The organism is Pseudochelatococcus sp. (assembly GCF_050946405.1).
GTDB lineage: Bacteria > Pseudomonadota > Alphaproteobacteria > Rhizobiales > Beijerinckiaceae > Pseudochelatococcus.
The window spans coordinates 193,712-217,709 of sequence record NZ_JBMNUS010000003.1; the positions used below are offsets into that span (position 1 = coordinate 193,712).

Below are 23,998 nucleotides of genomic sequence, written 5' to 3' on the forward strand. Positions count from 1 at the left end.
GTTTGCCTTGAAGGGGTCAGGATGCCAGCATATCGTTCCCGCACCACCACGCACGGCCGCAACATGGCGGGCGCGCGCGGGCTGTGGCGCGCCACGGGCATGAAGGACGGCGATTTCGGCAAGCCGATCATCGCCGTCGTCAACTCGTTCACGCAGTTCGTTCCGGGACACGTCCATCTCAAGGATCTGGGTCAGCTCGTCGCGCGGGAGATCGAACAGGCCGGCGGCGTCGCGAAGGAGTTCAACACCATCGCCGTCGATGACGGCATCGCCATGGGCCACGACGGCATGCTCTACAGCCTGCCCTCGCGCGAGATCATCGCCGATTCGGTCGAGTACATGGTCAACGCCCATTGCGCCGATGCGATGGTGTGCATCTCCAACTGCGACAAGATCACGCCCGGCATGCTGATGGCGGCGCTGCGGCTCAACATCCCGGCCGTCTTCGTCTCCGGCGGGCCGATGGAAGCCGGCAAGGTGGTGCTCGGCGGCAAGGTGAAGGCGCTCGACCTCGTGGACGCCATGGTCGCCGCCGCCGACGACAGCATCTCCGACGACGACGTGCAGGCCATCGAGCGCTCGGCCTGCCCGACCTGCGGTTCGTGCTCCGGCATGTTCACGGCCAATTCCATGAACTGCCTCACGGAGGCGCTCGGCCTGTCGCTGCCCGGCAACGGCTCGACGCTCGCCACCCACGCCGACCGCAAGCGGCTGTTCGTGGAGGCGGGGCATCTCGTCGTGGATCTCGCGCGCCGTTACTACGAGCAGGACGACGACAGCGTGTTGCCGCGCTCCATCGCGACGATGGCGGCGTTCGAGAACGCCATGACGCTCGACATTTCCATGGGCGGTTCCACCAACACGGTGCTGCACCTGCTCGCCGCCGCCAACGAGGCGGGCGTCGATTTCACCATGGCCGACATCGACAGGCTGTCGCGCCGGGTGCCGGTGCTGTGCAAGGTGGCCCCCGCCGTGGGCAACGTGCACATGGAGGACGTGCACCGCGCCGGCGGCATTTTCGGCATTCTCGGCGAACTCGACCGCGCCGGACTGCTGGAGACCGGCGGACCCACGGTTCACAGCCCGACGCTGGCGCAGGCCATCGACCGCTGGGACATCGCCCGCGCCAACAGCGAATCGGTGCGGGAGTTCTACCGCGCCGCGCCCGGCGGCGTGCGCACGCAGACGGCATTCAGCCAGGCGAGCCGCTGGGAGGAACTCGACGCCGACCGCGAGACCGGCGTCATCCGCAGCGCCGAACATGCGTTCTCGCAGGATGGCGGCTTGGCCGTGCTCTACGGCAACCTCGCGGAAGACGGCTGCATCGTGAAGACGGCGGGCGTCGACGAGTCGATCCTCGTATTCTCCGGCCCCGCGCGGATATTCGAGAGTCAGGATGCGGCGGTCGACGCCATCCTGCGCGGGCGCGTCGTGAAGGGCGACATCGTGCTCATCCGCTATGAGGGTCCGCGCGGCGGTCCCGGCATGCAGGAAATGCTGTATCCGACGAGCTATCTGAAATCCAAGGGGCTCGGCAAGGCCTGCGCGCTGATCACCGACGGGCGTTTCTCGGGCGGCTCCTCGGGGCTTTCCATCGGCCACGTCTCGCCGGAGGCGGCGGAAGGCGGCGCGATCGGGCTCGTGGAAGAGGGCGATACCATCGAGATCGATATTCCGAACCGCCGCATCCACCTCGCCGTATCCGGCGAGGAGCTCGCCCGCCGCCGCACGGAGATGGAGGCGCGCGGCGATGCGGCATGGCAGCCGGGGCCGCGCAAGCGTCATGTCTCCGCCGCACTCAGGGCCTATGCAGCAATGGCCACTTCCGCCGCGCGCGGCGCGGTGCGCGATGTCGACGGAGCATTGGCCCGGCGGCGCTGATACGGAGGAAGTCGCAGATGCCGTTCGAGATCGTCGATACGCGAATCGTTCATGAGGGATGGGGCCGCTTCATGGTGGCCACCATCCGGCTTCCCGACGGTCAGGTCATCCGCCGTGAAATCGAGGATCACGGCGCGGCGGTCGCTGTGCTCGCCTACGATCCCGCGCGCAAGGTCGCGCTGCTGGTCAGCCAGTTTCGGCCGCCCGTTCATATGGTGTCGGGCGAGCCGGCGCTGCTCGAGATCATCGCCGGCGGGCTGGAGGATGAAACGCAGGAGGAATGCGTGCGCCGCGAGGCGATGGAGGAAGGCGGCGTCCGGCTGGGCGCGCTGGAACCCCTCGTCGAGGCATGGCCGATGCCCGGCATCTCCACGGAGCGCATCGCGCTCTATCTCGCCCCCTATTCACAGGCCGACAGGGTGGCGGCGGGCGGCGGGCTGGCGGAGGAGCACGAGGGCATCACGGTGGTGGAGTTGCCGCTCGCCGAACTGGCCGCCATGGCGGACGGCGGAAGCCTCGCCGACATGAAAAGTTACGCCGCCATACAGGCGCTGCGGCTGAAACGGCCGGAATTGTTCGCCCCGCACGCGGATGCGAAATGATTTCCGGTCGATACATCGGATTCTGAAATCGGCGGTGCGGCAGGGACGCTTCCCGGTCGAAAGGCGCTCCGCCCCGCCGGCGGCAGGGGCTGATCGGAAATCTACTGGAACGAGCTTGAAATCGGTTGCCGGCGTGTCTGCACCTGCACGTATTCGGGCACGCCCATCTGGCGTTCGGCGCGCTGCTGCGGCGTAAGCGTCATGCCCGCGCAGCCGGCGAGGGAGCCCGCGACGAGGGCAAGCGAAAACAGCGTAATGAGACGATGCATGATGATCGATCCGGTCAAGGGTGACGACGCGCGCTTATAGAGTATTTATATCAGGGAATAAACAACATTCGGATCCCACTTTCCGGCCGGGAGCGCATGACGTGCCGATATCGCGTACGGAGCATGTTCCGGTTCATCGTGTCACGTTCGTGCTTTTATACGTTCGATTTTATTTTACGCCTCTCGATTTCAATGAAATATGGCTGCAAGGGTACTTTTATAAGTATATTTTCAATATAAATTATGGGTTTATTCCGTTAAATACTTTCTGAAAGCAAAGATGCGGCGACTGAACATTCAGCTCTAATTTTATATTGGAATAGTTAAAATAGATCGTTGTTGAATGAAATGCACATGAAGCGTACAAAGCGCCCATGTGGACCTCAGAGACCGAGTTTCAAGACGCTGAACAGAAGAAGCGGCCCGTCGCGCAAGCGATCGGGACCGCTCTTTGTGTTGCGGAGGCGTTCCGCCGCCTTCCGATTGACAAAGTGAGAACCGACCCGATGGCTACCCTTCCGGCTTTGCGCACCTCCATTTCCCGCAAAATGACGGTGCTGTACCGTCTCGTCCCGATGATGGCGATCGCGTCGGCGCTGCATGTCCTGCCGTCGCAGGTGTCTCCGGTCATGGCGCAGACGCCGGTGTCCGAAACGGTTTCCCAGGGCGCCGCGCCCGGCGGCCAAACGCCGCAGGGGGCGCCTGCGCCGCAGCCGGCGGCGCCGGTGCAGTCCGCGCCCGCCGCCGTTCCCGATGCGGCTCCCGCCGAAGCCGCGTCCGGTCCCGCGGGCGCGCAGCCGATGCCGATTTCTCCCGTGGCCCCGCCCGCGACCGGGGCTTCGCCGGCCGGAACGTTTCCGGTCGAAAACCTTTCTGGCGATGCTTCTCCGGTCTCCGGGACCCAGCCGCCGGCCGGCGCGGCGGAGGAGGGCGGCAGCCTGCTGCTGAACGATCTGTTGCCGAATTTGCCGTCTCTCACCCCGCCGGGGGGTGAGGAAGCCCTTCACGATCTTTCGCCGTGGGGCATGTATTTGCAGGCGGATATCGTCGTGAAGGCGGTGATGGCGGGCCTCGCCCTCGCATCGCTGGTGACGTGGACCGTGTGGGTGGCGAAGAGCCTCGAACTGTTCTTCTCGCGTCGGCGGGTGCGCGCCGGCCATGAGATCCTGAAGCGGTCGCAATCGCTGGGCGAGGCTGAAGCGGCCTTCCGCGTCGGCCGTGGCGGCAACGGCACCGTGGCGCGGTTCGTGCGCGGCGCGCTGGACGAGGCGCAGCGGTCGGGCGATCTGCCGGCGGCCGGCATCAAGGAGCGTACCGAAATCCTGTTGTCGCGCATCGAGGCCGGCGCGGGGCGCAAGATGAGCGCCGGCACCGGCATTCTCGCGACCATCGGCTCCACGGCGCCGTTCATCGGATTGTTCGGCACGGTGTGGGGCATCATGAACTCGTTCATCGGCATCGCGAAGTCGAACACGACGAACCTCGCCGTCGTGGCCCCCGGTATCGCGGAGGCTCTGCTGGCGACGGCCATCGGCCTCGTGGCCGCAATTCCCGCGGTGATCATCTACAACGTGTTCGCGCGCTCGATCTCCGGCTACAAGGCGCTGCTGGGCGACGCCGCCGCCGAGGTGCTGCGGCATCTCTCGCGCGATCTCGACCGCAACGCGGCGCAGGGGCGGCCGCGTGAAAAGCTCGGCAACGTGCATGTCGCGTCGCTGCGCCCGGCCGCGGAGTAGTCGCCATGGCCGGACGCATGCAGGAGGGGGACGACCTCTCCGAGAATCACGAGATCAACGTCACCCCGTTCATCGACGTCATGCTCGTGCTGCTGATCATCTTCATGGTCGCGGCGCCGCTGTCGACGGTCGACGTGCAGGTCGATCTGCCGGCCTCCAATGCGACGCCGCAGCAGCGCCCCGACAAGCCGCTGTATCTGACGGTGCAGGGCGATCTCACGTTGTCCGTCGGCGAGCAGACCGTCTCGCGCGAGGCGTTGCAGGCGGAGCTCGACCGCTTCACCGAGAACGACCGCGAGGAACGCATCTTCCTGCGCGCCGACAAGGAAGTCGCCTACGGCGAACTGATGGAGGTGATGAACCTCCTGCGCGCGGCCGGCTACCTCAAGATAGCCCTCGTCGGCATGGAAGCCGCTCCGGCCGGGGCTGCCGCTGCCGCTCCCGTCGGCGCGCCCGCTGCCGGGGCACCCGCGCCCGCTGCCGGGGCGCCTGCTTCTGCGCCCGCTCCCGCGCCTGCCCCCTGAAACGACAGCCGCTTTTCTTGTCAACGGTGCTTTGCCCGGCCGCGCATTGACTTGTGCGGCCGGGCGCTGTTCATTGTAGAAGCGTTCCAGACTTGAATCCGACGATCTTGTCTGCCCTACGCGGAAGCGGTGAACTGTCATGGCCTCGATTGCCTTTCCTGAACCCGATCCCGCGATTCTGTCGCGCCGTGAGGAGATCTGGGCCGATCTTGCCCGCTTCGTCGCGCCGGATGCGCTGATCATCAGCGAGGATGAGCGGCGCGCGTTCGAGACCGATGCGCTGGCCGCCTACCGGCAGGTGCCGCTTGCCGTCGTGCTGCCGTCTTCCACGGAGGAGGTCGCGGCGGTGATGGCCTATTGCAACCGCGAGGGCGTCAAGGTCGTGCCGCGCGGGGCGGGCACCTCGCTGGCGGGGGGCGCGATTCCGGCCCCCGATGCGGTGGTGATCGGCGTCTCGAAGATGCGCCGCGTGCTGGCGGTGGATTACGTGAACCGCACGGCGCGCGTGGAGGCCGGCATCACCAACCTCGCCGTCAGCGAGGCGGTGGGGCCGCAAGGTTTTTTCTACGCGCCCGATCCGTCGAGCCAGCTCGCCTGCACCATCGCCGGCAACATCGCCATGAACTCCGGCGGCGCGCATTGCCTGAAATACGGCGTCACCACCAACAATCTGACGGGCGTGCGCCTGGTGCTGATGGACGGCACCGTGGTCGATATCGGCGGCGATCACCTCGATGCGGAGGGCTATGACCTGCTCGGCCTCGTCACCGGCGCGGAGGGGCAACTCGGCATCGTCACGGAGGCCACGGTGCGCATTCTGCCGCAGGCGGAGGGCGCGCGGCCGCTGCTCATCGGCTTCGCGTCGTCCGAGACCGCCGGGGCCTGCGTCACCGCCATCATCGCCGCCGGTATCGTGCCGGTGGCGCTTGAGTTCATGGACGGTCCGGCCATCCGCATCTGCGAGGATTTCGCGCGCGCCGGCTATCCCGTGGAGGCGGAGGCGATGCTGATCGTCGAGGTGGAAGGGTCGGAAGAGGAGATCGCGGAGGAACTCGCGCGGATCGAGGCGATCGCGCGCACGTTCGAGCCGCTGGCCATCCGGGTTTCCGGTTCGGCGGCCGAAAGCGCGGCGATCTGGAAGGGGCGCAAGTCGGCTTTCGGCGCGATGGGCCGCATCGCGGATTATCTGTGCATGGACGGCACCATCCCCACCGGCCAGCTCTCGCCGGTGCTGCGGCGCATCGCCGAAATCTGCGCGGAAAACGGCCTCGGCGTCGCGAACATTTTTCACGCCGGCGACGGCAACCTGCATCCGCTCATCCTCTATGACGCGGCGAAGCCCGGCGATCTGGAGCGGGCGGAGAAGGCGGGTGCCGAGATCCTGAAACTGTGCGTCGACGCCGGCGGCTGCCTGACGGGCGAGCACGGCGTCGGCATCGAGAAGCGCGACCTGATGACCTATCAGTACAGCCGCACCGATCTCGACCAGCAGATGCGGGCGCGGGCGGTGTTCGATCCGCGCTGGCTGCTCAACCCGGCCAAGGTCTTCCCGCTGGAAGGGCGGATAACGGGGCCGTAACCCATGCAGCGGGGGAACGCATGACGGTTTTCGCACCCGCATCCGAGGCGGAGGCGGCGGATATCATCAGGCAGGCGCAGGCGGCGCGCACGCCGCTGGCGCTCGCCGGAAGCGGCACGAAGGCGGGCATCGGCCAGTCCGGTGGCGCCGCGCATTGCCTCACGTCGCTCGGGCTTCAGGGCATTACGCTTTACGAGCCGTCGGAGATGGTGATATCGGCCCGCGCCGGCACGCGACTCTCGGAGGTGGCGCGCGTGCTGGCCGCGCGCGGGCAGCGGCTGACGTTCGAGCCCCCGGAGCCGGCGCTGCTGACGGGCGCGGGCGGCGAGCAGACCATCGGCGGCATCGTGGCCGCGAACTGGTCCGGTCCCCGCCGGATCGCGGCCGGCGCCTGCCGCGACAGCCTGATCGGTGTGCGCTTCGTCAACGGGCGCGGCGAAAGCGTGAAATCCGGCGGGCGGGTGATGAAGAACGTTACCGGCCTCGATTTCGTGAAGCTGCTGGCGGGATCGTGGGGCACGCTCGGCTTTCTTCTCGAAGTGACGTTCAAGGTGCTGCCGGCCCCCGAGGCGGAGATCACGCTGGCGCTTTCGGATCTCGACGACAGGCGGGGCGTCGAGGCGCTGTGCGTCGCGATGGGCTCGCCCTGGGGCGTGAGCGGGGCGGCGCATCTGCCGCGGGATTGGCGCGACGGCGGCGGGAAGCAGCCCGCGCTGACGCTGCTGCGGCTGGAGGGGTCGGCGTTTTCGGTGCGCCACCGCGCCCAGGCGCTGGGCGGGCGGCTGGCCGGCTTCGGCGGTCATTCGCTGATCGAGGAAGACGACAGCCGCCTCGTGTGGTCGCGCGTGCGCGACGCCGCGCCGGTGGCGGAGCCGGGGGAATGGGCCGTGTGGCGCATCTCCACGGCGCCCTCGCGCGGGCCGGATGTCGTGGCGGCGGTGAAGGCGGCGCGCGAGGCACTCCATTTTTACGACTGGAGCGGCGGGCTCGTCTGGCTGTCGACGCCTGCCGGCGGCGATGCGGGCGAAAGCGTCGTCCGCGCGGCGGTGGCGCAGGCCGGCGGGCACGCCACGCTCGTGCGCGCGCCGGTCGAGGTGCGCGCGTCTGTGCCGGTGTTCCAGCCGCAGGCGGCGGCGCTGGCGCGAATCGGCCGCGATCTCAAGCGGGCGTTCGATCCCGCCGGCGTGCTGGAGCCGGGCCGGATGGTGGCAGGCGTTTGATGGCCGCAGGAGTTTGAACGATGCAGACGCATTTCCGCCCGGAACAGCTCGATACGCCGCAGATGCGGGAGTCCGAAAAACTCCTGCGCTCCTGCGTGCATTGCGGCTTCTGCACGGCCACCTGCCCGACCTATCTGCTGCTCGGCGACGAGGCGGATTCGCCGCGCGGGCGCATCTACATGATCAAGGAGATGCTGGAGAGCGGCAAGCCGGCCAGCGCGCCGGTGGTCACGCATCTCGACCGTTGCCTCTCCTGCCTGTCGTGCATGACGACCTGCCCCTCGGGCGTGCATTACATGCATCTGGTGGACCATGCCCGCGCGCATGTGGAGGCGACATGGAAGCGTCCGCCGGCCGACAGGTTCGTGCGCGCGCTGATCGCCGCCGTTCTGCCCTACCGCGACCGTTTCCGTCTCGCCTTGCGGGCGGCGGCGCTCGCGCGCCCGCTCAAGGGCCTCATTGCGCGCCTGCCCGGCGTCGGCGAGCGGCTCGCGGCCATGCTGGCGCTCGCACCCGCCCGCCTGCCGGCGGCGCAGGCGCAAAGGCTGGCGCAGGCGCGGCGCGTCATCCCGGCCGAAGGAGAGCGAAAAGGCCGTGTGGCGCTGCTCGGCGGCTGCGCGCAGCCGGTGCTCGATCCGGGCATCAACGCCGCCGCGGTGCGGTTGCTGACGCGCAACGGCGTCGAGGTCGTGCTCGCCGGGGAGGGCTGCTGCGGCGCGCTCGTGCATCACATGGGGCGCGAGGGCCAGGCGCACGCGCTCGCCCGCGCAAGCATCGATGCATGGACGCGCGAGATCGCTGCCGGAGAGCTCGACGCCATCGTCGTCACCGCCTCGGGCTGTGGCACCACGATCAAGGATTACGGCTTCATGTTCCGGGATGAGCCGGAATGGGCCGGCAAGGCGGCCGCGGTGTCGGCGCTGGCGAAGGACGTCACGGAATATCTCGCGACGCTCGACATCGACTGGACGCGGCAGGCCGCAGGACTGACGGTTGCCTATCACTCGGCCTGCTCGATGCAGCATGGACAGCAAATCCGCGATGAGCCGAAGGACCTGCTCAGGCGGGCGGGCTTCACCGTGAAGGATGTGCCGGAAGGGCATATCTGCTGCGGCTCGGCCGGCGCCTACAACATGCTGCAACCGGAAATCGCCGGCAGGCTGCGCGACCGCAAGGTCGGCAATATCGAAAAGACCGGCGCGCAAATCGTCGCCACCGGCAACCTCGGCTGCATGACGCAGATCGGGCAGGGCGCCGCGCTCGCCGGGGTGCGCATGCCGGTGGTGCATACGGTGGAACTGCTCGACTGGGCGAACGGCGGCCCGTTGCCGGAAAAGATGCCGCTGCCCGCATGAATGCGCCGCGTTAAAGACGCGCTCACCACAATTTCGTGCTTTGCCCCGGCGATGTCTTGCCCGCGCGGCCGGAAAAGTCCATTCTGGCGAGGAGTGTTCGGATCGGCGTCACGCCGGATTCGCGATCGGGGAAATTGCCGGTGGCTTTCAGGTCTATCGCGCGCCTTGCAGGCGTTGCGCGTTTCGCTGTGCTCGCGTTCGCATTGTCGGGGATCGGCGCAGCCCCGTCTTTCGCGCGCACGTCCGTCATCGACGACATTCTGCCGGATTACGTTCCCGCCGAAACGCTGGACGGCAATTTTCTCGCCGCGATCATTGCCGGCGCATCGCGCAACACCCGCGCGGCGGCGGTCTACTTTCGGGAGGCGCTGGCGAACGATCCGCGCAACCCGGAACTGCGCGAGCGCGGCTTCGTCGCCTTCCTGGCCAACGGCACGCTGCCGGAGGCCGTGTCGCTGGCGCGCGACATCGCGCGCGGCGACCGCAACAACGGGCTGGCGCAACTCGTGCTCGGCGTCGACGCCCTGCGCAAGAAGCAGTATGTCACCGCGCGCCGTTTCTTCAACCGGGGCGGGCGCGGGCAGGCGGCGGACATCACCGCGACGCTGCTGAACGCATGGAGCTGGGCGGGATCGAAGAACTTTCCCGAAGCGGTCGGCACCGTCGACAATCTCACCGGCGAAAGCATCTATAACGTTTTCCGCGATTTCCACGCCGGCCTGATCGCGACCCTTCTCGGCAGCACCCGGCAGGGCGAGGAGCGGCTTCGCGCCGCCCACGGCGCCGAAGGCACGACGCTGCGGGTGGTCGACGCCTTCGGCCGCATCCTGTCGCATCGCGGCAAGCAGGACGAAGCGAAGGCCGTCTACGAAAAATTCGATTCGCTGTTGCCGCGCCATCCCGTCGTGCGCCAGGCGCTGCGCGAGCTGGCGGCCGGGCGCAAGCTTTCGCCGCTCGTCACCACGCCCCAGCAGGGCGCGGCGGAGGTGCTCTATGGTCTCGGCGCCGCGGGCAACGGGCAGGGCGACGAGGTGGCGGCGCTGATCTACCTCAACCTCGCCCTGCATCTCGACCCCGACCATGCGCTGGCGTCGATGACGCGCGGCGACCTGTTGACGCGCCTCAAGCAGCACGAGGCGGCGATCGACGCTTTCGACAAGGTGCCGGCAAAATCGCCGCTGCGCACCAGCGCCGATATCCAGATCGCCGGCGCGCTCAACGCGCTGGAACGTCATGACGACGCGATCGCCTATCTGAAGAAGGTGCTCGAGCGCCAGCCCGACGACGTGGACGTGCTCTCCGCGCTGGGCGGCATCCAGCAGGCGCGCAAGCTCTTCACGGAATCGGCAGCCACCTACACGCGCGCCATCGAGCAGGTGAGCAACCCCGATTCGAGCCACTGGATGCTGTATTACTTTCGCGGCGTCGCTTACGAGCGGGCCAAGGAATGGCCGAAGGCCGAGGCCGATCTGAAAAAAGCGCTGGAACTCGGCGGCGAGAACATGGGCAGCGACAGGGCGCTCGTGCTCAATTACCTCGGCTATTCGTGGGTCGACCGCAACCAGAATATCGACGAGGCGTTCGACATGCTCAAGCGCGCCGTCGAGCTGAAGCCGCGCGACGGCTACATCGCCGACAGCCTCGCCTGGGCCTATTACAAGCTCGGCCGCTACGAGGAGGCGGTGAAGGAGCTGGAGCGCGCCATCGAACTCAAGCCATCCGAATCCGTCATCAACGATCATCTGGGCGACGCCTATTGGCGCGTGGGCCGGCGCATCGAAGCCGTGTTCCAGTGGAACCACGCGCGCGATCTCGACCCGGAGCCGGAGGAACTGCCCAGGATCCTCGACAAGATCAGGAACGGGCTACCGGACGACAAGCACGGCAGCACGTCCGACGCCGCCGCGCCGGCGAAGGACGACAAGGTGCGCAAGGCGGAGGCGGCGGCGAAGGCCGGCAAGGAAGCGGCCCCTGCGGAAACCGCTCCCAAGGAAACGGCTCCCAAGGAACTCACTCCCAGGGAAGAGAGCCCGAAGCCGGCCGAGAACGGCCCTGCCGGCAAGCCTGCGGTGGAGAACCCTCCGGCGGAGGATGCTCCTTCGGAGGATGGCGCTCCCGTGGAAAGCGCTCCCGTGGAAAGCGATCCCGCCGGCGAGAATCCCGACAGGTGAACGGGCTGGCCGGATCGGTGGCGGGCATGCCGCGTTCCGAGGCGCTCGTCGCGCGGGCTCCCGCCAAGGTGAATCTCACGCTGCACGTTCTCGGGCGGCGCGAGGACGGTTTTCATGTGCTCGACAGCCTCGTGGCGTTTTCGGGCTTCGGTGACACGCTGCGTCTGCTGCCCGGCGGCGCGCTTTCCCTGTCCGTCGACGGTCCGACGGCGGGCGAGGCCGGCGACATTGCCGGCAACCTGGTGTTGCGGGCCGCCCGCGCGCTGCAACAGCGGCGCGGGGCGTTGCGCGTCGGCGCGTTTCATCTCACGAAGCGGCTGCCTGTCGCGGCGGGGATCGGCGGCGGATCGTCCGACGCGGCGGCGGCGCTGCGTCTTCTGGCCCGTCTCAACGGCATTGCGCCCGACGATCCCGACCTGATCGCCGCGGCCCGTGCGAGCGGATCGGACGTGCCCGTGTGTCTCGATCCGCGGGCGCGCAGGATGTCGGGCGCGGGCGAGACTGTCGGCCCGGTTCTCGAACTGCCTCCCTTGTGTGCCGTTCTGGTCAATCCGCGCGTGGCGGTGCCGACGCCCGATGTCTTTCGTGCGCTGGGCCTCGGCGCGGGCGAGAGCCTTGCCGGCAACGCGCATCCGCCGCTTGCCGCCGCGCTCGCGCCGGCGGCGCTGTGGACGCTGCTCGAATCGACGCGAAACGATCTCGAAGCGCCGGCGTTGCGCCTCGCGCCGGTGATCGCCGAGGTGCTGGCGGCGCTGCGCGCGCTGCCGGGGTGCCGGCTGGCGCGCATGTCCGGCTCAGGCGCGACGGTGTTCGGCCTTTTCGATACCCGCAGTCTCGCCGCAGCCGCGAGCGGAGCGCTCCGGCGCAGGTTCCCCGGCTGGTGGATATGCGCGACGCTCTTGCGATAAAGCGCCGGCTCGCTATACAGGACGACGCCGCGCGATCCTCGCGGATAAGATGCGGATTGGAGCGACGGACATTCAAACGGAAATGTTCCGCCGCTCTATCCATTTGTTTACGCATCGCGTTTTTCCGAAAAGAGCATACACTTTTCGGCCTGATGCTATAAAGCGGTTTGCGTTCAAGCCGATCCGTCGAATTGAACGCGAGTTGCGGTAAAATATGGAGCTGAGAGCGGGATGGCGATTCAGCCTGATCGCATCCCGCTCCGGGGTATTGACGCGGAAAGCTTGCGTCCTGGGGCGTTTTCGCGATTGATGCCGCTGGAAGAAACGTATTTTCGGAAACGTAGAAGAGGGATGGCATGACATCGGCGCGCCTGCGCCCGCTCGTGGCGGGTAACTGGAAGATGAACGGCAACAAGATGTCGGCGCGGGTCTTTGCGGCGATCATTCAGGGCTATGATTCCGCGTTGCGCGCGAAGGTGGAACTGCTCGTCTGCCCGCCCGCGACGCTTGCCGTCACCTTCGGCGTGGTGGCGGTGGGCTCGGGTGTCGCCATCGGCGGGCAGGATTGCCATGCCGCGGCGTCCGGCGCGCATACGGGCGATGTCGCGGCGGAACAACTCGCCGACGCCGGTGCGACCTACGTGATCGTCGGCCATTCCGAACGGCGCGCCGACCACGGCGAGACGGATGCGATCGTGCAAGCCAAGGCGCTCGCCGCCCGCCGCGCGCTGCTGACGCCCGTCGTCTGCGTGGGCGAGACGCGCGCCGAACGGGAGAGCGGCAACGCGCTCGACGTCGTGCGCACGCAACTGGCCGGCTCGCTGCCCGAAACCGCTGACGGCGGCGATCTGGTGGTGGCGTATGAACCTGTCTGGGCCATCGGCACCGGCCTCACGCCCACGCCCTCGCAGGTGGGGGAAGTGCATGCGGCGATCCGCGCGTTTCTCGTCGACCGCTACGGCGACGCGGGCAAGGCGATTCGCATTCTTTACGGCGGTTCCGTCAAGCCCGGCAATGCCTTCGACCTGTTGTCGGTGAGCGATGTCGATGGCGCGCTGGTAGGCGGCGCCAGCCTCGAGGCCACCGATTTTCTCGGCATCGCCGAATATTACCGCTGACGTGCGATCGGGCGAGGCGGCCGGCATTGCCCGCGCCCCTTCCTTTGCGGCTATGGAATGTTTATGTTAAAGTGGACCATATAGGTCATGAATCGGAAGCTGTTGCGCAAGTTGCTCCAGTTTCTATGTTTTTCCGCAACCTGCATTCTATTTGTTGCCCAAACGGGATGCAAGCTGCTATAGGGCGTCGTTCGGACATCCATGGGCCTTCGCGGGCAGGGAAACCGAACGGCTGAAAAGTGCCCCGTCTGGATTTTAACATGCAAAGCGTTCTGATCGTCGTTCATCTTGTTATTGTGCTCGCCCTTGTCGGTGTCGTGCTGTTGCAGCGCTCGGAGGGTGGCGGCCTTGGCATGGGCGGCGGAGGCGCGGGCTTCATGACCGGGCGCGGGCAGGCCAACGTGCTCACGCGCACCACGGCGGTGCTGGCGGCGCTGTTCTTCGTGACGAGCATTGCCCTGACAATTCTGGCCGGCCGCGAAAGCGGGCCGCGGTCGATCTTCGACGGCGCAACGGGCGGCGCCACCGCGCCGGCGGGCGGCCCGAGCGGCGACAGCGGTTTCCAGCGGCTTCAGCAATTGCAGCAGCTTGAGGCGCCGTCCGCGCCCGTGGCTCCGGCGCCTGCCGTTCCGGCCGGACCGCAGGTTCCCAATGCCGAATGACGGCTGGCCGTGGAAGCGGGAGCCTCGATACGGGAGGGCCGGTGGTTCCGGCCCTTTCTCTTTGGATGCCGTCCGGTATGCATGATAGGGCGGTCTGCATTGTTGCCTGATCGGGGGCGGCTGTGCTGATTGCGCTATTTTCCATGTTTTTTCCGCAACTTGCTTTCCGCCCGATGATCGGGTCGAATGCGGGCTGCTATGGGGCGTGACAGGAGAAGATGTTACGCTTGCCGGTTTTTTGACGGGAGGGGATGAGAGTCTCCATGGCGCGCTACGTTTTCATTACAGGCGGGGTTGTTTCTTCTCTGGGAAAAGGGCTCGCGTCCGCCGCGCTCGGCGCTCTGTTGCAGGCGCGGGGATATCGCGTGCGGCTGCGCAAGCTCGATCCCTATCTCAATGTCGATCCCGGCACGATGAGCCCTTACCAGCACGGCGAGGTCTTCGTGACGGATGACGGTGCGGAGACGGATCTCGACCTCGGCCATTACGAGCGTTTCACCGGCCGCCCCTGCACGCGTGACGACAACATCACCACCGGCCGCATCTATCTCGACATCCTGACCAAGGAGCGCCGGGGCGAGTATCTGGGCGCAACCATCCAGGTCATCCCGCATGTGACGAACGCCATCAAGGATTTCGTGCTCTCCGGCAACGAGGACGTGGATTTCGTGCTGGTGGAGATCGGCGGCACGGTCGGCGATATCGAAAGCCTGCCGTTCCTGGAGGCGATTCGCCAGTTGGGGCAGGAACTGCCGCGCAACCACGCCGTGTTCCTGCACCTGACGCTGCTGCCCTACATTCCGGCGGCGGGGGAACTGAAGACCAAGCCGACGCAGCATTCCGTCGCGGAATTGCGCTCCATCGGCATCCAGCCGCATATCCTGTTGTGCCGCACCGACAGGCCGATTCCCATCGAGGAGCGACGCAAGCTTTCGCTGTTCTGTAACGTGCGCGAAAGCGCCGTGATCGAGGCGAGCGACGCCGCCTTCATCTATGACGTGCCGATCGCCTATCACCGGGAAGGGCTCGACAACGAGGTGCTGGCGGCTTTCGGGATGGAGGGCTCGCCGGAGCCCGACATCGGCCGCTGGACCGCGATCGCCGAGCGGATCAGGAATCCAGAGGGTGAGGTGACGGTCGCCATCGTCGGCAAGTATACCGGCCTCAAGGACGCCTACAAGTCGCTCAGCGAGGCGTTGATCCACGGCGGCATCGCCAACCGTGTGAAGGTCAATCTCGACTGGATCGAAAGCGAGATCTTCGAGCGCGAGGACCCCACACCGTTTCTGGAGCACGTCAACGGCATTCTCGTGCCCGGCGGTTTCGGGCTGCGCGGCGCGGAGGGCAAGATCAAGGCCGTCACCTTCGCGCGCGAACATAACGTGCCCTATCTCGGCATCTGCTTCGGCATGCAGATGGCGGTCATCGAGGCGGCGCGTTCGCTGGCCGGCATCGCGGAAGCCAGTTCCACCGAGTTCGGGCCGACGCGCGAGCCCGTCGTCGGCCTGCTGACGGAATGGGCGCGGGGCAACGAGCGCGAGTTGCGCCGGGCGGGGGGCGATCTCGGCGGCACGATGCGGCTGGGCGCCTATCGGGCGGAACTCGCGCCCGACAGCCGCGTGGCGCGGATCTACGGCGCGACCGGCATTTCCGAGCGTCACCGTCATCGCTACGAAGTCAACATGACTTATCGCGAGAGACTGGAGGCGGCGGGTCTGCGCTTCTCGGGCGTGTCGCCGGACGGGCTGCTGCCGGAAATCGTCGAGCGCACGGATCATCCGTGGTTCGTCGGCGTCCAGTTCCACCCGGAGCTGAAGTCGCGCCCCTTCGCGCCGCATCCGCTGTTCAGCAGCTTCGTCGCGGCGGCGCTGAAGCAAAGCCGGCTGGTGTAACGAAACCCGTGCCTTCGGTCGGAGACCGGGAGCGTCGGTATTATGGTGTTCGGATATCCGCAAGCGAAGGGATTTGCAGCGATGGAGACGACATTCGGGCAGTTCATCGATTTTCTGATCGATTTCATCATCGCGACGTTTCTCGTCGGGCTGTACCTGCTGATATATACGTTCGCCACGGCCCACAACGAATTCGCACTGATCCGGCGCAATGTCGTCTCGGCGGCGCTGTCGCTCGGCCTCAGCCTGATCGGGTTCGCGTTGCCGCTGTCGAGCGCCGTTGTCAACACGGGCACGGTGGTCGATCTGGTCGTGTGGGGGCTGATCGCCATCGTGGTGCAAATCCTGGCCTATTTCTTCGCGCGGGTCGTCATTCCCGATCTGACCCGCCGCATCGCGGACGGCGAGATCGGGGCGGCGACCTTTCTCGGCGCGGTGTCGCTGACGGCCGGCATCGCCAATTCGGCGTGCATGACGATCTGACGAACCGGGGAGCGGGACATTGAGCGAGACGCAAGCGCGGGTGGAACAGGCGGTGGTGGCCGTGGGCGGAGGGGTGCGTTTCGGCAACGATTTGCCGTTGGCGCTGATCGCGGGGCCGTGCCAGCTCGAAAGCCGCGACCATGCGCTCGAAATGGCCGCCGCGCTCAAGGAAATCGCCGGCCGGCTCGGCATCGGGCTCGTGTTCAAGACCTCGTTCGACAAGGCCAACCGCACCTCGATCGGCGCGGCGCGCGGCGTGGGCTTGCGGCAGGCGCTGCCGATCTTCGCCGAGATCCGCGAGCGGCTCGGCCTGCCGGTGCTCACCGACGTGCATCTGCCGGAGCAATGCGCGCCGGTGGCGGAAGCGGCGGACGTGCTCCAGATTCCGGCCTTCCTCTGCCGGCAGACGGATCTGCTGGTCGCCGCAGCGCAAACCGGGCGGGCGGTGAACGTAAAAAAAGGCCAGTTCCTCGCACCGTGGGACATGCGCCACGTCGCCGCCAAGATCACGCAAAGCGGCAACCCGAACGTGCTGGTGACGGAGCGGGGCGTTTCCTTCGGTTACAACACGCTGGTCAGCGACATGCGTTCGCTGCCGATCATGGCGGAGACGACGGGCGCGCCGGTGATTTTCGACGCCACCCATTCCGTGCAGCAGCCGGGCGGGCAGGGCGCGTCGTCCGGTGGCGAGCGGCGCTTCGTGCCGGTGCTGGCGCGCGCGGCGGTCGCGGTCGGCGTCGCCGGCGTGTTCATCGAAACCCACGAGAACCCGGATGCGGCACCATCGGACGGGCCGAACATGGTGCCGCTTGGCCAGCTTGAGCCGCTGCTGCGGCAGTTGCAGGCGCTCGATGCGGTGGTCAAGCAACGGGCGTGAGCTTCACCACGGCCAGCGCGCGGAAATCCGGGAGAATACGGAAGAGAAGAAGGAAGCCACAGGAGTGGACACGGGAGAGAAAAAAGACGAGATCGAACGCCATACCGCGCTCCATCCTGAAGCTTCCGCGTTTCTTTGGGGCTCTTCCGCACGATCAGTTTGCGGGAGTTCCGGCGGCGCAGGCTCTTCCAGTGTCTCTGTACTTTCCGTTGCTGCTGCCGTCGCCAAGGCTCCCTGTGGCAGGGGGGCAAGGTTGTCGGCAGGCGTGGCAAATCTTTCCGCGTTTTCGGCGATTTCCTCTACCATCAGGAATTCGGGCGACAGGGCGAGCCTGTCGGAGAATCCCGCAGGCTCTGCGGCGGGGCCAAGTTTTTCCCGTTGTTGGTCGAGCACATGACCGTGAAGCTGGCGGCGTGCGCCGAGGTTGAAAATGGCCTGAGCCTCTCTCTGCTCCTCAAGGCCTTCAGCGAACGTCTCCAATGCAGTTTTCGGATTGGCAGCCGAAACCGCAAGCCTGGCCGCTTCTACCGTATAAGCGCCGCAGGCGTTGGGGGCGCCGCCCTCTTGCAGGGATCTCTCAACGCGGGAAAACTCCCCTTCGTCTACCCCGGCAAGCGCCAGCAATCTGTCTAGGTTTTGATTCGTATAAGATGTCCCGCCTGTACGTCGGTCCGAGTCGAAGAGAACGGCTTTTCTTTTACCGTCATCAGCATCTGTGTAGATAACAAGACTTTGCCAGTGACCGTTGTCGGGATCGGCAGGGTTGATCTGAAAGGGAATGAACAGTATGGAAGCCCTCCGTTGCTCTTCCGTCAGCGCTTCAGGAACTTGGAGAGCAAGGGTGCCTACGGCAGCATCCAGGATGAGAATGTCCTTTCCCTGCGCCGTAGCCTGCCGCCTGACTGCCTCGAGGCCGGCATCCACTTCTTCCCCGGTCAGAAACTTTCCCCTGTCCCACGGGTCTTCATCACGCGAATCCAGCGCGCTGCCGAGTGCATTCTCCCGCTTTATGGCATCAGTCGCGGCCCCGTGAAGATCTGAATTATCTGTCCGACTTATGGCCGCTCCCGCCATGTAGACGAACTTGGGGTTGAGGTTGTTCGGAATACCTCCCTGCGAGAAGCGCTCCTTGAACTCTTCCTTGCATTGTGCCGCGATTGTATCGGCGATTGTCTTGCCAACCGTCTCGTCAACCTCATGCGCGCCCGAGAACAGCCTGAACAAGGTATTCGCAGCCCGTTCGCCGATGGCATCCGTTCTCGTCGCGACCGCGGCGAGGGTGCGAATGCAGTCGGCGTCGCCGGTAGCCGCACGCTGACAAAGAGCATCCGTTTGCTGCGCAATGATGGTGTGCGTATGAATATTCTTGGCGTTAGGCTTGTCGGAGGCCGAGAGGCGACAAAGAGCATTCCTTGCCTTCTCGCCGACGGCATCCGTTCTTGTCGCCATTTCCTCGAGCGAGCGAATGCAGTCGGCGTCGTCAAGGGCCGCGACGACCCGATAAAGAACATCCACGTCCTCCAAATCGGCGTCAACCTGATCGGCAACGGGGTTGTACGAGGTTGCAGCTGAGGAAGCGCCACTTCCTGCGGCAGAAACGGACGAGCCAAGATCTACCATCAATATAACCTTTCACAATTAATCGAAAAAACGAACAATACATAACCATAAAGCATATCAAACTATTGGCGCAGTATAGCGCGAATGTCTCTCATGTCAATCGGTGCGACGAATATGGCGGCGCTTCCGCCACCCTTGCTCACCGCGGCCGCGGCGCGATGCCGCCGCGGGCGAGCACCAGCGTCGACCATCCCTCGCGGTCGGTGCGCTTCTTCAGGCGCAGGCCCTGCGCGGCATAGGCGCTGAGCACGCCCGGCACGTCGCGCGGCAAAAGGCCGGAGAGGATGAGCGTGCCCCGTGTCGTCAGCACGCGGGCGATGGCGGGCGCGAGCTGGCGCAGGGGCTTCGCCAGAATATTGGCGAAGACGAGATCGAACCGACGCGCCCTGTCGGCAAGCGCATGGCGCGTGCCGGGAGCGGCATAATAGCGGATGAGGTCGCCCGCGCCGTTGAGGCGCGCGTTGGCCTTCGCCACCGCCACCGCCACGGGATCGATGTCGCCGGCGACGACCGTGCGGCGCACGGCGCGCGCGGCGGCCAGCGCCAGAATGCCGGTGCCGGTGCCGACATCGAGAATGCGGTGCGGGCGGCGGCGGCGCAACTCGTCGACCAGCGCCAGCAGACAGCCGAGCGTCGTGCCGTGATGGCCGGTGCCGAAGGCGAGCGCGGCGTCGATCTCGATGGCGATGTCGTTCGCCTTCACCGCGTCGCGGTCATGGCTGCCATGCACGAGGAAGCGGCCGGCGCGCACGGGCTTCAGCCCGTCGAGGCTGGCCTTCACCCAATCGCGCTCTCCGATGGCGGAAAATGTCACCGCCTCGGCGTCGGCGCCGATCACGAGCCGCAGCAGGCCGCGCACGGCTTCCTCGTCCGGGGCATGGGCGAAATAGGCCTCGACATGCCACCGGCCGTCATCCGTCTCGAAGGCGGCGACGGCCGTCTCCGTCGGGTCGAACATCTCGCCCAGCAGCGCCGTCATGGACAGGGCGGCGTTCTCGTTCGTATCGAAGCGCAGGACGTGGGTGGGGTTGGGCGGCAACAGGCCCTCGTACATCGGCATATCGGTCTTCTCACATCGGATCGGCGGTCCCGCTTACGCGGGTTTGACGAAACTGTCGACCACGGTCTTGCGTCCGGCCTTGTCGAAATCGATGGCGAGCTTGTTGCCGTCGACCGACGCCACGCTGCCGGGGCCGAACTTCTGGTGAAACACGCGGTCGCCGATCTTGAAGGATGAGGCGGCGGCGGCGCGCGCCACGATCTCGCCTTCGATGACGCGGCCGAAGCCGCCGCTACTCTGGCCGCCGCGTCCGCCGGACGGCGCGAAGCCGGACGGATTGTTCTGGCGCGCGCGGGCCCAGCCGGGCGTGTCGTAGGTGGAGCCGAAGGATCGGCCGCCCTGATCGAACCGGCTGCGGGCGTAGCCGCCGAAAGAGCCGCCCTGCGAGAAGGCGGCCGGCGCCTCCGTTACTTCCACATGGGCCTCGGGCAGTTCGTCGATGAAGCGCGACGGCGCGGTCGCGTTCCACAGGCCATGAATGCGGCGATTCGAGGCGAACATGATGCGTGCCGACTTGCGCGCCCGCGTGATGCCGACATAGGCGAGGCGGCGCTCCTCCTCCAGCCCGGCGCGGCCCTGCTCGTCGAGCGCGCGCTGGTTGGGGAACAGCCCCTCCTCCCAGCCGGGCAGAAAGACGGTGTCGAATTCGAGCCCCTTGGCGGCATGAAGCGTCATGATGGAGACGCGCTCGTTGGTGTCGTCGCCGGCGGCGTCCATGACCAGCGAGACGTGTTCCAGAAAGGCGGGCAGGTCGGGAAACTCCTCCAGCGTGCGGATGAGTTCCTTGAGGTTGTCGAGCCGCCCCGCCGCCTCCGGCGAGCGGTCGTTCTGCCACATGGCCGTGTAGCCCGATTCGTCGAGCACGGTCTCGGCCAGTTCCGTGTGCGCCGTGTTTTCCAGTTGCCGCGACCAGCGGTCGAAGGCGCCGATGAGCTCGCGCAGCACGGTGCGCTGGCGGGGCTTCAGTTCCTCGGTCTCGACGAGCGCGCGCACCGCGTGCATCAGCGGCACGCCGGCATGGCGCGCATAGGCGTGCAGGGTTTGCAGGGTGGCGTCGCCGAGCCCGCGCTTGGGCGTGTTGAAGATGCGCTCGAAGGCGAGGTCGTCGGCCTGCGAGACGACGCAGCGGAAATAGGCCAGCGCGTCGCGGATTTCGAGCCGTTCGTAGAAGCGCGGCCCGCCGATGACGCGATAGGGCAGGCCGAGCTGCACGAAGCGGTCCTCGATTTCGCGCATCTGGGCGGAAATGCGCACCAGCACGGCGACCTGCGACAGGCGGCGGCCTTCCGCCTGCATCGTCTCGATGGCCTGCCCGATCTGGCGCGCTTCCTCCTCCGAATCCCACGCGCCGGTGATCGTCACCCGCTCGCCGGCGGCGTCCTCGGTGTGGAGCGTCTTGCCGAGCCGATCCTCGTTATGGGCGATAAGATGCGAGGCGGCGCCGAGAATGTGCGCCGTGGAGCGGTAGTTGCGTTCCAGCCGCACGACGGCGGCTCCCGGAAAATCGTGCTCGAAGCGCAGGATGTTGTCGACCTCCGCCCCGCGCCAGCCGTAGATCGACTGGTCGTCGTCGCCGACGCAGCACAGGTTCTGCCGTCCGCTGGGTCGTCCTTGCGCCAGCAGGCGCAGCCACAGGTATTGCGCGACGTTGGTGTCCTGATACTCGTCGACGAGGATGTAGCGGAAGCGTTCGTGGTAGCGGGCCAGCACGTCCGGGTTCTCGCGGAACAGGCGGATGCTCTCGACCAGCAGATCGCCGAAATCGACGGCGTTGAGCACCTTGAGGCGCTCCTGATAGAGCTTGTAAAGCGCGGCGCCCCGCCCGCCCGCGAAGCCCTGCGCCTCGCCGGCGGAAACCTTGTCGGGCGTGAGCGCGCGGTTCTTCCACCCATCGATGAGGGCGGCGAGCTGGCGGGCAGGCCAGCGCTTGTCGTCGATGTTCTCGGCCCGGACGATCTGTTTCAGCAGACGGATCTGGTCGTCGGTGTCGAGAATGGTGAAGTCGCTTTTCAGGCCGACGAGTTCGGCATGACGGCGCAGGATCTTCGTACCGATGGCGTGGAAGGTGCCGAGCCATGGCATGCCCTCCGCCTCCGGGCCGACGAGAGCGGCGATGCGGTCCTTCATTTCCCGCGCCGCCTTGTTGGTGAAGGTGACGGCGAGAATCTGCGAGGGAAAGGCGCTGCCTGTCGCGATGAGATGCGCGATGCGGGTGGTGAGCACGCGCGTCTTGCCGGTGCCCGCGCCCGCGAGCACGAGCAGCGGCCCTTCGAGCGTCTCGACGGCGCGCCGCTGTTCGGCGTTCAGACCGGCGAGATAGGAACCGGCCTGCGGCCGCGCGGCGCGTCTCGCCCGTTCGCTGAGCGACAGAACGGGGGCGGGGGCTGGTTTGTCGGAGTGCGGATCGTTCACGGACGTGCGTTCAACCTTCGGGGCCGGCCCGCGCTCGGGCGGGCGGCGCAATCTTCGTCTCTGGGCATGACGGCGGCGCGAAAAGGATCGCGCATGGCCGCGCAGCAGCCTATATGTAATATAGGCGCTGGGGAAAGCGTTTGTCGAAGGAGTTCGCCGCCATGGGCGCAACGGGTAATCGGGCGAAGCGCGCGCGTCAACGTAAAACGGGCCGCCTCGGGGCGCTCGCCGTCGTGGCCGTCGGTTTGCTCGCGGCAAGCGGGGCCGGCGCGCAGCAGACGCGCCAGCAGCGGCAAATGGAAAATACCGATCGCGACCTGCGGCAGCAGCTCGACACGCAGCAGCGCGACCAGCAATTGCAGTTCCGTCTCAATCAGATGCGCGACCAGCAATTGCGGCAGCAACAGTTCCCGTCGCTGCCCCCGCCCGTCGTCGCGCCTTCGGCTCCCCGCCGGTGAGGAAGACGTCAGCGGCCGCGCGTCGTGCGTTCCGGCGTGAGCGCGTAGCGGTTGTCGAGTCGCTCCACGCGCGCCGCCGTCAGCTCCGCGGCGCAGAAGCCGTGTTTCTCTTCCTGGCTGTAATCGCGGCAGATCATCGTCCGTTCCGATGAGAACGCGGCCTGTTCGGCCGCCGCCTCGCGCTGCTCCGCGCCGGAGAGACGCCGCAGGAGCTTGCGCGAAACCTCGCGCATCTCGCGGTCGGCCCTGCCGCGCTGGCGCTCGATGGTGGGGGTGCGGCCGATGAGTTCGTCGCCGTCCGGCCCCCACAGCCCTTCCGGCTCCAGCCGGCAATCGGCTTGCGGAAAGGCGCATTCGCCATCGGGCAGCGAGACGCGCACCGAATGGGGCAGGAACTCCACCACAAGCGGACAGACGGGCGATTGCAGCCGATAGCGCGATTGGCTGTAGGGTTCCTCGATGCGCAGCATCGGCACCGGCTCATCGGCGCCCAGTTCGATGGCGCATTGCGTCGTGCGGTCGGAAATCAGATGTCCGAAGACATGGAGTTGCAGGCCCGGAACATCCGGCTGCCGCGCGGTGACGATCAGCCGGCCGCCCTCGTGCGGCGGCTTGCCGTGGCGGCGGAAATCCTGCCCGAATATCTTTTCGGGAAGGGGGGCCACGGGTTTGGCGGCGGGTTTGGCGGCGCGCGGGGCGGCCGGCTGCGCGCCGGCCGGTGCATCGGAAGCGGGAGAAGGCACGCGCTGCACCGGTCTCGCGGGTTGACGCGGTGCCTCCTCCGCAGGCCGGCCGACCGCGCCAGGCAGCACGAGCGGACCCGCCGTTTGCGCTCGCGCGCCGGAGATGGCGCCAGCCGCCAGCGCCAGCAGGATGGATGTCCTTGCGATGATTGAGACTGCGATCATACGGCCCCCACAAGAGAATTCCTACGTTTCGTTGAAGCGCAAAAATACTCTATCTTTTTGATTTAACATGTTTTCTTTACGAAAAGCGGCATCCGCTCCGCTTGAAAGTGCTCCAGAATGAGCGCATTCGGTTCAAACGATTCCGCTTGAACCGAATGCGCTCCAGAGAAAAGTGTATTCGATCCGAACCGGAATCTTGCTTCGGCTGTTTGTTTTCGCATCAAACTTGTCCCGAGGAACGGCGCGCATCTTCCGGTTCGATA

The 23,998-nt window shown here is 66.6% G+C and carries 20 protein-coding genes; 15 read left to right on the forward strand and 5 right to left on the reverse strand.

The window, feature by feature from the left end; genetic code table 11:
* The first annotated feature begins 21 nt into the window (after positions 1 to 21).
* On the forward strand, positions 22 to 1,881 hold the full coding sequence (ilvD, locus tag ACOYJQ_RS07260; protein ID WP_433457373.1) for a dihydroxy-acid dehydratase: 1,860 nt from the start codon (positions 22 to 24) through the stop codon (positions 1,879 to 1,881).
* A gap of 17 nt (positions 1,882 to 1,898) precedes the next feature.
* Positions 1,899 to 2,483: an NUDIX domain-containing protein gene (locus ACOYJQ_RS07265; protein WP_433457374.1), complete on the forward strand. Its 585-nt coding sequence runs from the start codon at positions 1,899 to 1,901 to the stop codon at positions 2,481 to 2,483.
* Between the two features lie 101 nt (positions 2,484 to 2,584).
* Here ACOYJQ_RS07265 and ACOYJQ_RS07270 read toward each other — a convergent pair whose 3' ends face one another.
* A complete protein-coding gene (locus ACOYJQ_RS07270) occupies positions 2,585 to 2,752 on the reverse strand; it encodes a hypothetical protein (RefSeq protein ID WP_433457375.1) in 168 nt (55 codons plus the stop codon).
* Between the two features lie 506 nt (positions 2,753 to 3,258).
* Here ACOYJQ_RS07270 and exbB point away from each other — a divergent pair.
* The 12 genes from exbB to kdsA all read left to right on the forward strand — a co-directional run bounded on the left by exbB (position 3,259) and on the right by kdsA (position 17,277).
* Positions 3,259 to 4,488, forward strand: a complete 1,230-nt coding sequence (gene exbB / locus ACOYJQ_RS07275) for a tonB-system energizer ExbB (protein WP_433457376.1) — start codon at positions 3,259 to 3,261, stop codon at positions 4,486 to 4,488.
* A gap of 5 nt (positions 4,489 to 4,493) precedes the next feature.
* Positions 4,494 to 5,012: a TonB system transport protein ExbD gene (gene exbD, locus ACOYJQ_RS07280; RefSeq protein WP_433457377.1), complete on the forward strand. Its 519-nt coding sequence runs from the start codon at positions 4,494 to 4,496 to the stop codon at positions 5,010 to 5,012.
* Between the two features lie 139 nt (positions 5,013 to 5,151).
* Positions 5,152 to 6,591: an FAD-linked oxidase C-terminal domain-containing protein gene (locus ACOYJQ_RS07285; protein ID WP_433457378.1), complete on the forward strand. Its 1,440-nt coding sequence runs from the start codon at positions 5,152 to 5,154 to the stop codon at positions 6,589 to 6,591.
* 20 nt (positions 6,592 to 6,611) lie between these two features.
* Complete coding sequence (gene glcE / locus ACOYJQ_RS07290; protein ID WP_433457379.1) at positions 6,612 to 7,811, forward strand: glycolate oxidase subunit GlcE; 1,200 nt, start codon at positions 6,612 to 6,614, stop codon at positions 7,809 to 7,811.
* 20 nt (positions 7,812 to 7,831) lie between these two features.
* Entirely contained in the window at positions 7,832 to 9,166 is a 1,335-nt protein-coding gene (glcF, locus tag ACOYJQ_RS07295; protein WP_433457380.1) for a glycolate oxidase subunit GlcF, read from the forward strand.
* 140 nt (positions 9,167 to 9,306) lie between these two features.
* Positions 9,307 to 11,337 (forward strand): tetratricopeptide repeat protein, encoded by a 2,031-nt coding sequence (locus tag ACOYJQ_RS07300; protein WP_433457381.1) that lies wholly within the window; start codon positions 9,307 to 9,309, stop codon positions 11,335 to 11,337.
* A 26-nt stretch (positions 11,338 to 11,363) separates the two neighbouring features.
* Positions 11,364 to 12,245 carry a 4-(cytidine 5'-diphospho)-2-C-methyl-D-erythritol kinase gene (locus ACOYJQ_RS07305; protein ID WP_433457499.1) on the forward strand — a complete coding sequence of 294 codons (882 nt, stop codon included), beginning with the start codon at positions 11,364 to 11,366 and terminating at the stop codon, positions 12,243 to 12,245.
* A gap of 356 nt (positions 12,246 to 12,601) precedes the next feature.
* Positions 12,602 to 13,363 carry a triose-phosphate isomerase gene (gene tpiA, locus ACOYJQ_RS07310; RefSeq protein WP_433457382.1) on the forward strand — a complete coding sequence of 254 codons (762 nt, stop codon included), beginning with the start codon at positions 12,602 to 12,604 and terminating at the stop codon, positions 13,361 to 13,363.
* A gap of 260 nt (positions 13,364 to 13,623) precedes the next feature.
* Positions 13,624 to 14,025 carry a preprotein translocase subunit SecG gene (gene secG, locus ACOYJQ_RS07315; protein WP_433457383.1) on the forward strand — a complete coding sequence of 134 codons (402 nt, stop codon included), beginning with the start codon at positions 13,624 to 13,626 and terminating at the stop codon, positions 14,023 to 14,025.
* Between the two features lie 263 nt (positions 14,026 to 14,288).
* Positions 14,289 to 15,917, forward strand: coding sequence for a CTP synthase (locus ACOYJQ_RS07320; RefSeq protein ID WP_433457384.1), 1,629 nt, complete (start codon positions 14,289 to 14,291; stop codon positions 15,915 to 15,917).
* A gap of 81 nt (positions 15,918 to 15,998) precedes the next feature.
* Positions 15,999 to 16,400 (forward strand): DUF350 domain-containing protein, encoded by a 402-nt coding sequence (locus ACOYJQ_RS07325; RefSeq protein WP_433457385.1) that lies wholly within the window; start codon positions 15,999 to 16,001, stop codon positions 16,398 to 16,400.
* A gap of 19 nt (positions 16,401 to 16,419) precedes the next feature.
* Positions 16,420 to 17,277: a 3-deoxy-8-phosphooctulonate synthase gene (gene kdsA, locus ACOYJQ_RS07330; protein ID WP_433457386.1), complete on the forward strand. Its 858-nt coding sequence runs from the start codon at positions 16,420 to 16,422 to the stop codon at positions 17,275 to 17,277.
* Between the two features lie 3 nt (positions 17,278 to 17,280).
* On the opposite strand, the gene ACOYJQ_RS07335 is transcribed toward kdsA, so the two are convergent.
* From ACOYJQ_RS07335 to ACOYJQ_RS07345, 3 genes are all read right to left on the reverse strand, one after another.
* Complete coding sequence (locus ACOYJQ_RS07335) at positions 17,281 to 18,897, reverse strand: hypothetical protein (protein ID WP_433457387.1); 1,617 nt, start codon at positions 18,895 to 18,897, stop codon at positions 17,281 to 17,283.
* 139 nt (positions 18,898 to 19,036) lie between these two features.
* Positions 19,037 to 19,951 (reverse strand): 50S ribosomal protein L11 methyltransferase, encoded by a 915-nt coding sequence (locus ACOYJQ_RS07340; protein WP_433457500.1) that lies wholly within the window; start codon positions 19,949 to 19,951, stop codon positions 19,037 to 19,039.
* 39 nt (positions 19,952 to 19,990) lie between these two features.
* A complete protein-coding gene (locus ACOYJQ_RS07345; RefSeq protein WP_433457388.1) occupies positions 19,991 to 22,369 on the reverse strand; it encodes an ATP-dependent helicase in 2,379 nt (792 codons plus the stop codon).
* A gap of 140 nt (positions 22,370 to 22,509) precedes the next feature.
* On the opposite strand from ACOYJQ_RS07345, the gene ACOYJQ_RS07350 reads away from it, so the two are divergent.
* On the forward strand, positions 22,510 to 22,827 hold the full coding sequence (locus tag ACOYJQ_RS07350) for a hypothetical protein (RefSeq protein ID WP_433457389.1): 318 nt from the start codon (positions 22,510 to 22,512) through the stop codon (positions 22,825 to 22,827).
* A gap of 8 nt (positions 22,828 to 22,835) precedes the next feature.
* Here ACOYJQ_RS07350 and ACOYJQ_RS07355 read toward each other — a convergent pair whose 3' ends face one another.
* Positions 22,836 to 23,735, reverse strand: coding sequence for a hypothetical protein (locus ACOYJQ_RS07355; RefSeq protein ID WP_433457390.1), 900 nt, complete (start codon positions 23,733 to 23,735; stop codon positions 22,836 to 22,838).
* Positions 23,736 to 23,998 lie beyond the last annotated feature (263 nt).

What these genes read in the sequence shown, in the direction of transcription:
- secG (WP_433457383.1), top strand. Translation starts at nt 13,624, where the DNA reads ATGCAAAGCGTTCTGATCGTCGTTCATCTTGTTATTGTGCTCGCCCTT.
- ACOYJQ_RS07265 (WP_433457374.1), top strand. Translation starts at nt 1,899, where the DNA reads ATGCCGTTCGAGATCGTCGATACGCGAATCGTTCATGAGGGATGGGGC.
- ACOYJQ_RS07285 (WP_433457378.1), top strand. Translation starts at nt 5,152, where the DNA reads ATGGCCTCGATTGCCTTTCCTGAACCCGATCCCGCGATTCTGTCGCGC.
- ACOYJQ_RS07340 (WP_433457500.1), bottom strand. Translation starts at nt 19,951, where the DNA reads ATGTACGAGGGCCTGTTGCCGCCCAACCCCACCCACGTCCTGCGCTTC.
- ACOYJQ_RS07305 (WP_433457499.1), top strand. Translation starts at nt 11,364, where the DNA reads ATGCCGCGTTCCGAGGCGCTCGTCGCGCGGGCTCCCGCCAAGGTGAAT.
- exbD (WP_433457377.1), top strand. Translation starts at nt 4,494, where the DNA reads ATGGCCGGACGCATGCAGGAGGGGGACGACCTCTCCGAGAATCACGAG.
- tpiA (WP_433457382.1), top strand. Translation starts at nt 12,602, where the DNA reads ATGACATCGGCGCGCCTGCGCCCGCTCGTGGCGGGTAACTGGAAGATG.
- ilvD (WP_433457373.1), top strand. Translation starts at nt 22, where the DNA reads ATGCCAGCATATCGTTCCCGCACCACCACGCACGGCCGCAACATGGCG.
- glcE (WP_433457379.1), top strand. Translation starts at nt 6,612, where the DNA reads ATGACGGTTTTCGCACCCGCATCCGAGGCGGAGGCGGCGGATATCATC.
- exbB (WP_433457376.1), top strand. Translation starts at nt 3,259, where the DNA reads ATGGCTACCCTTCCGGCTTTGCGCACCTCCATTTCCCGCAAAATGACG.
- ACOYJQ_RS07325 (WP_433457385.1), top strand. Translation starts at nt 15,999, where the DNA reads ATGGAGACGACATTCGGGCAGTTCATCGATTTTCTGATCGATTTCATC.
- glcF (WP_433457380.1), top strand. Translation starts at nt 7,832, where the DNA reads ATGCAGACGCATTTCCGCCCGGAACAGCTCGATACGCCGCAGATGCGG.
- ACOYJQ_RS07320 (WP_433457384.1), top strand. Translation starts at nt 14,289, where the DNA reads ATGGCGCGCTACGTTTTCATTACAGGCGGGGTTGTTTCTTCTCTGGGA.
- ACOYJQ_RS07355 (WP_433457390.1), bottom strand. Translation starts at nt 23,735, where the DNA reads ATGATCGCAGTCTCAATCATCGCAAGGACATCCATCCTGCTGGCGCTG.
- ACOYJQ_RS07270 (WP_433457375.1), bottom strand. Translation starts at nt 2,752, where the DNA reads ATGCATCGTCTCATTACGCTGTTTTCGCTTGCCCTCGTCGCGGGCTCC.
- ACOYJQ_RS07335 (WP_433457387.1), bottom strand. Translation starts at nt 18,897, where the DNA reads ATGGTAGATCTTGGCTCGTCCGTTTCTGCCGCAGGAAGTGGCGCTTCC.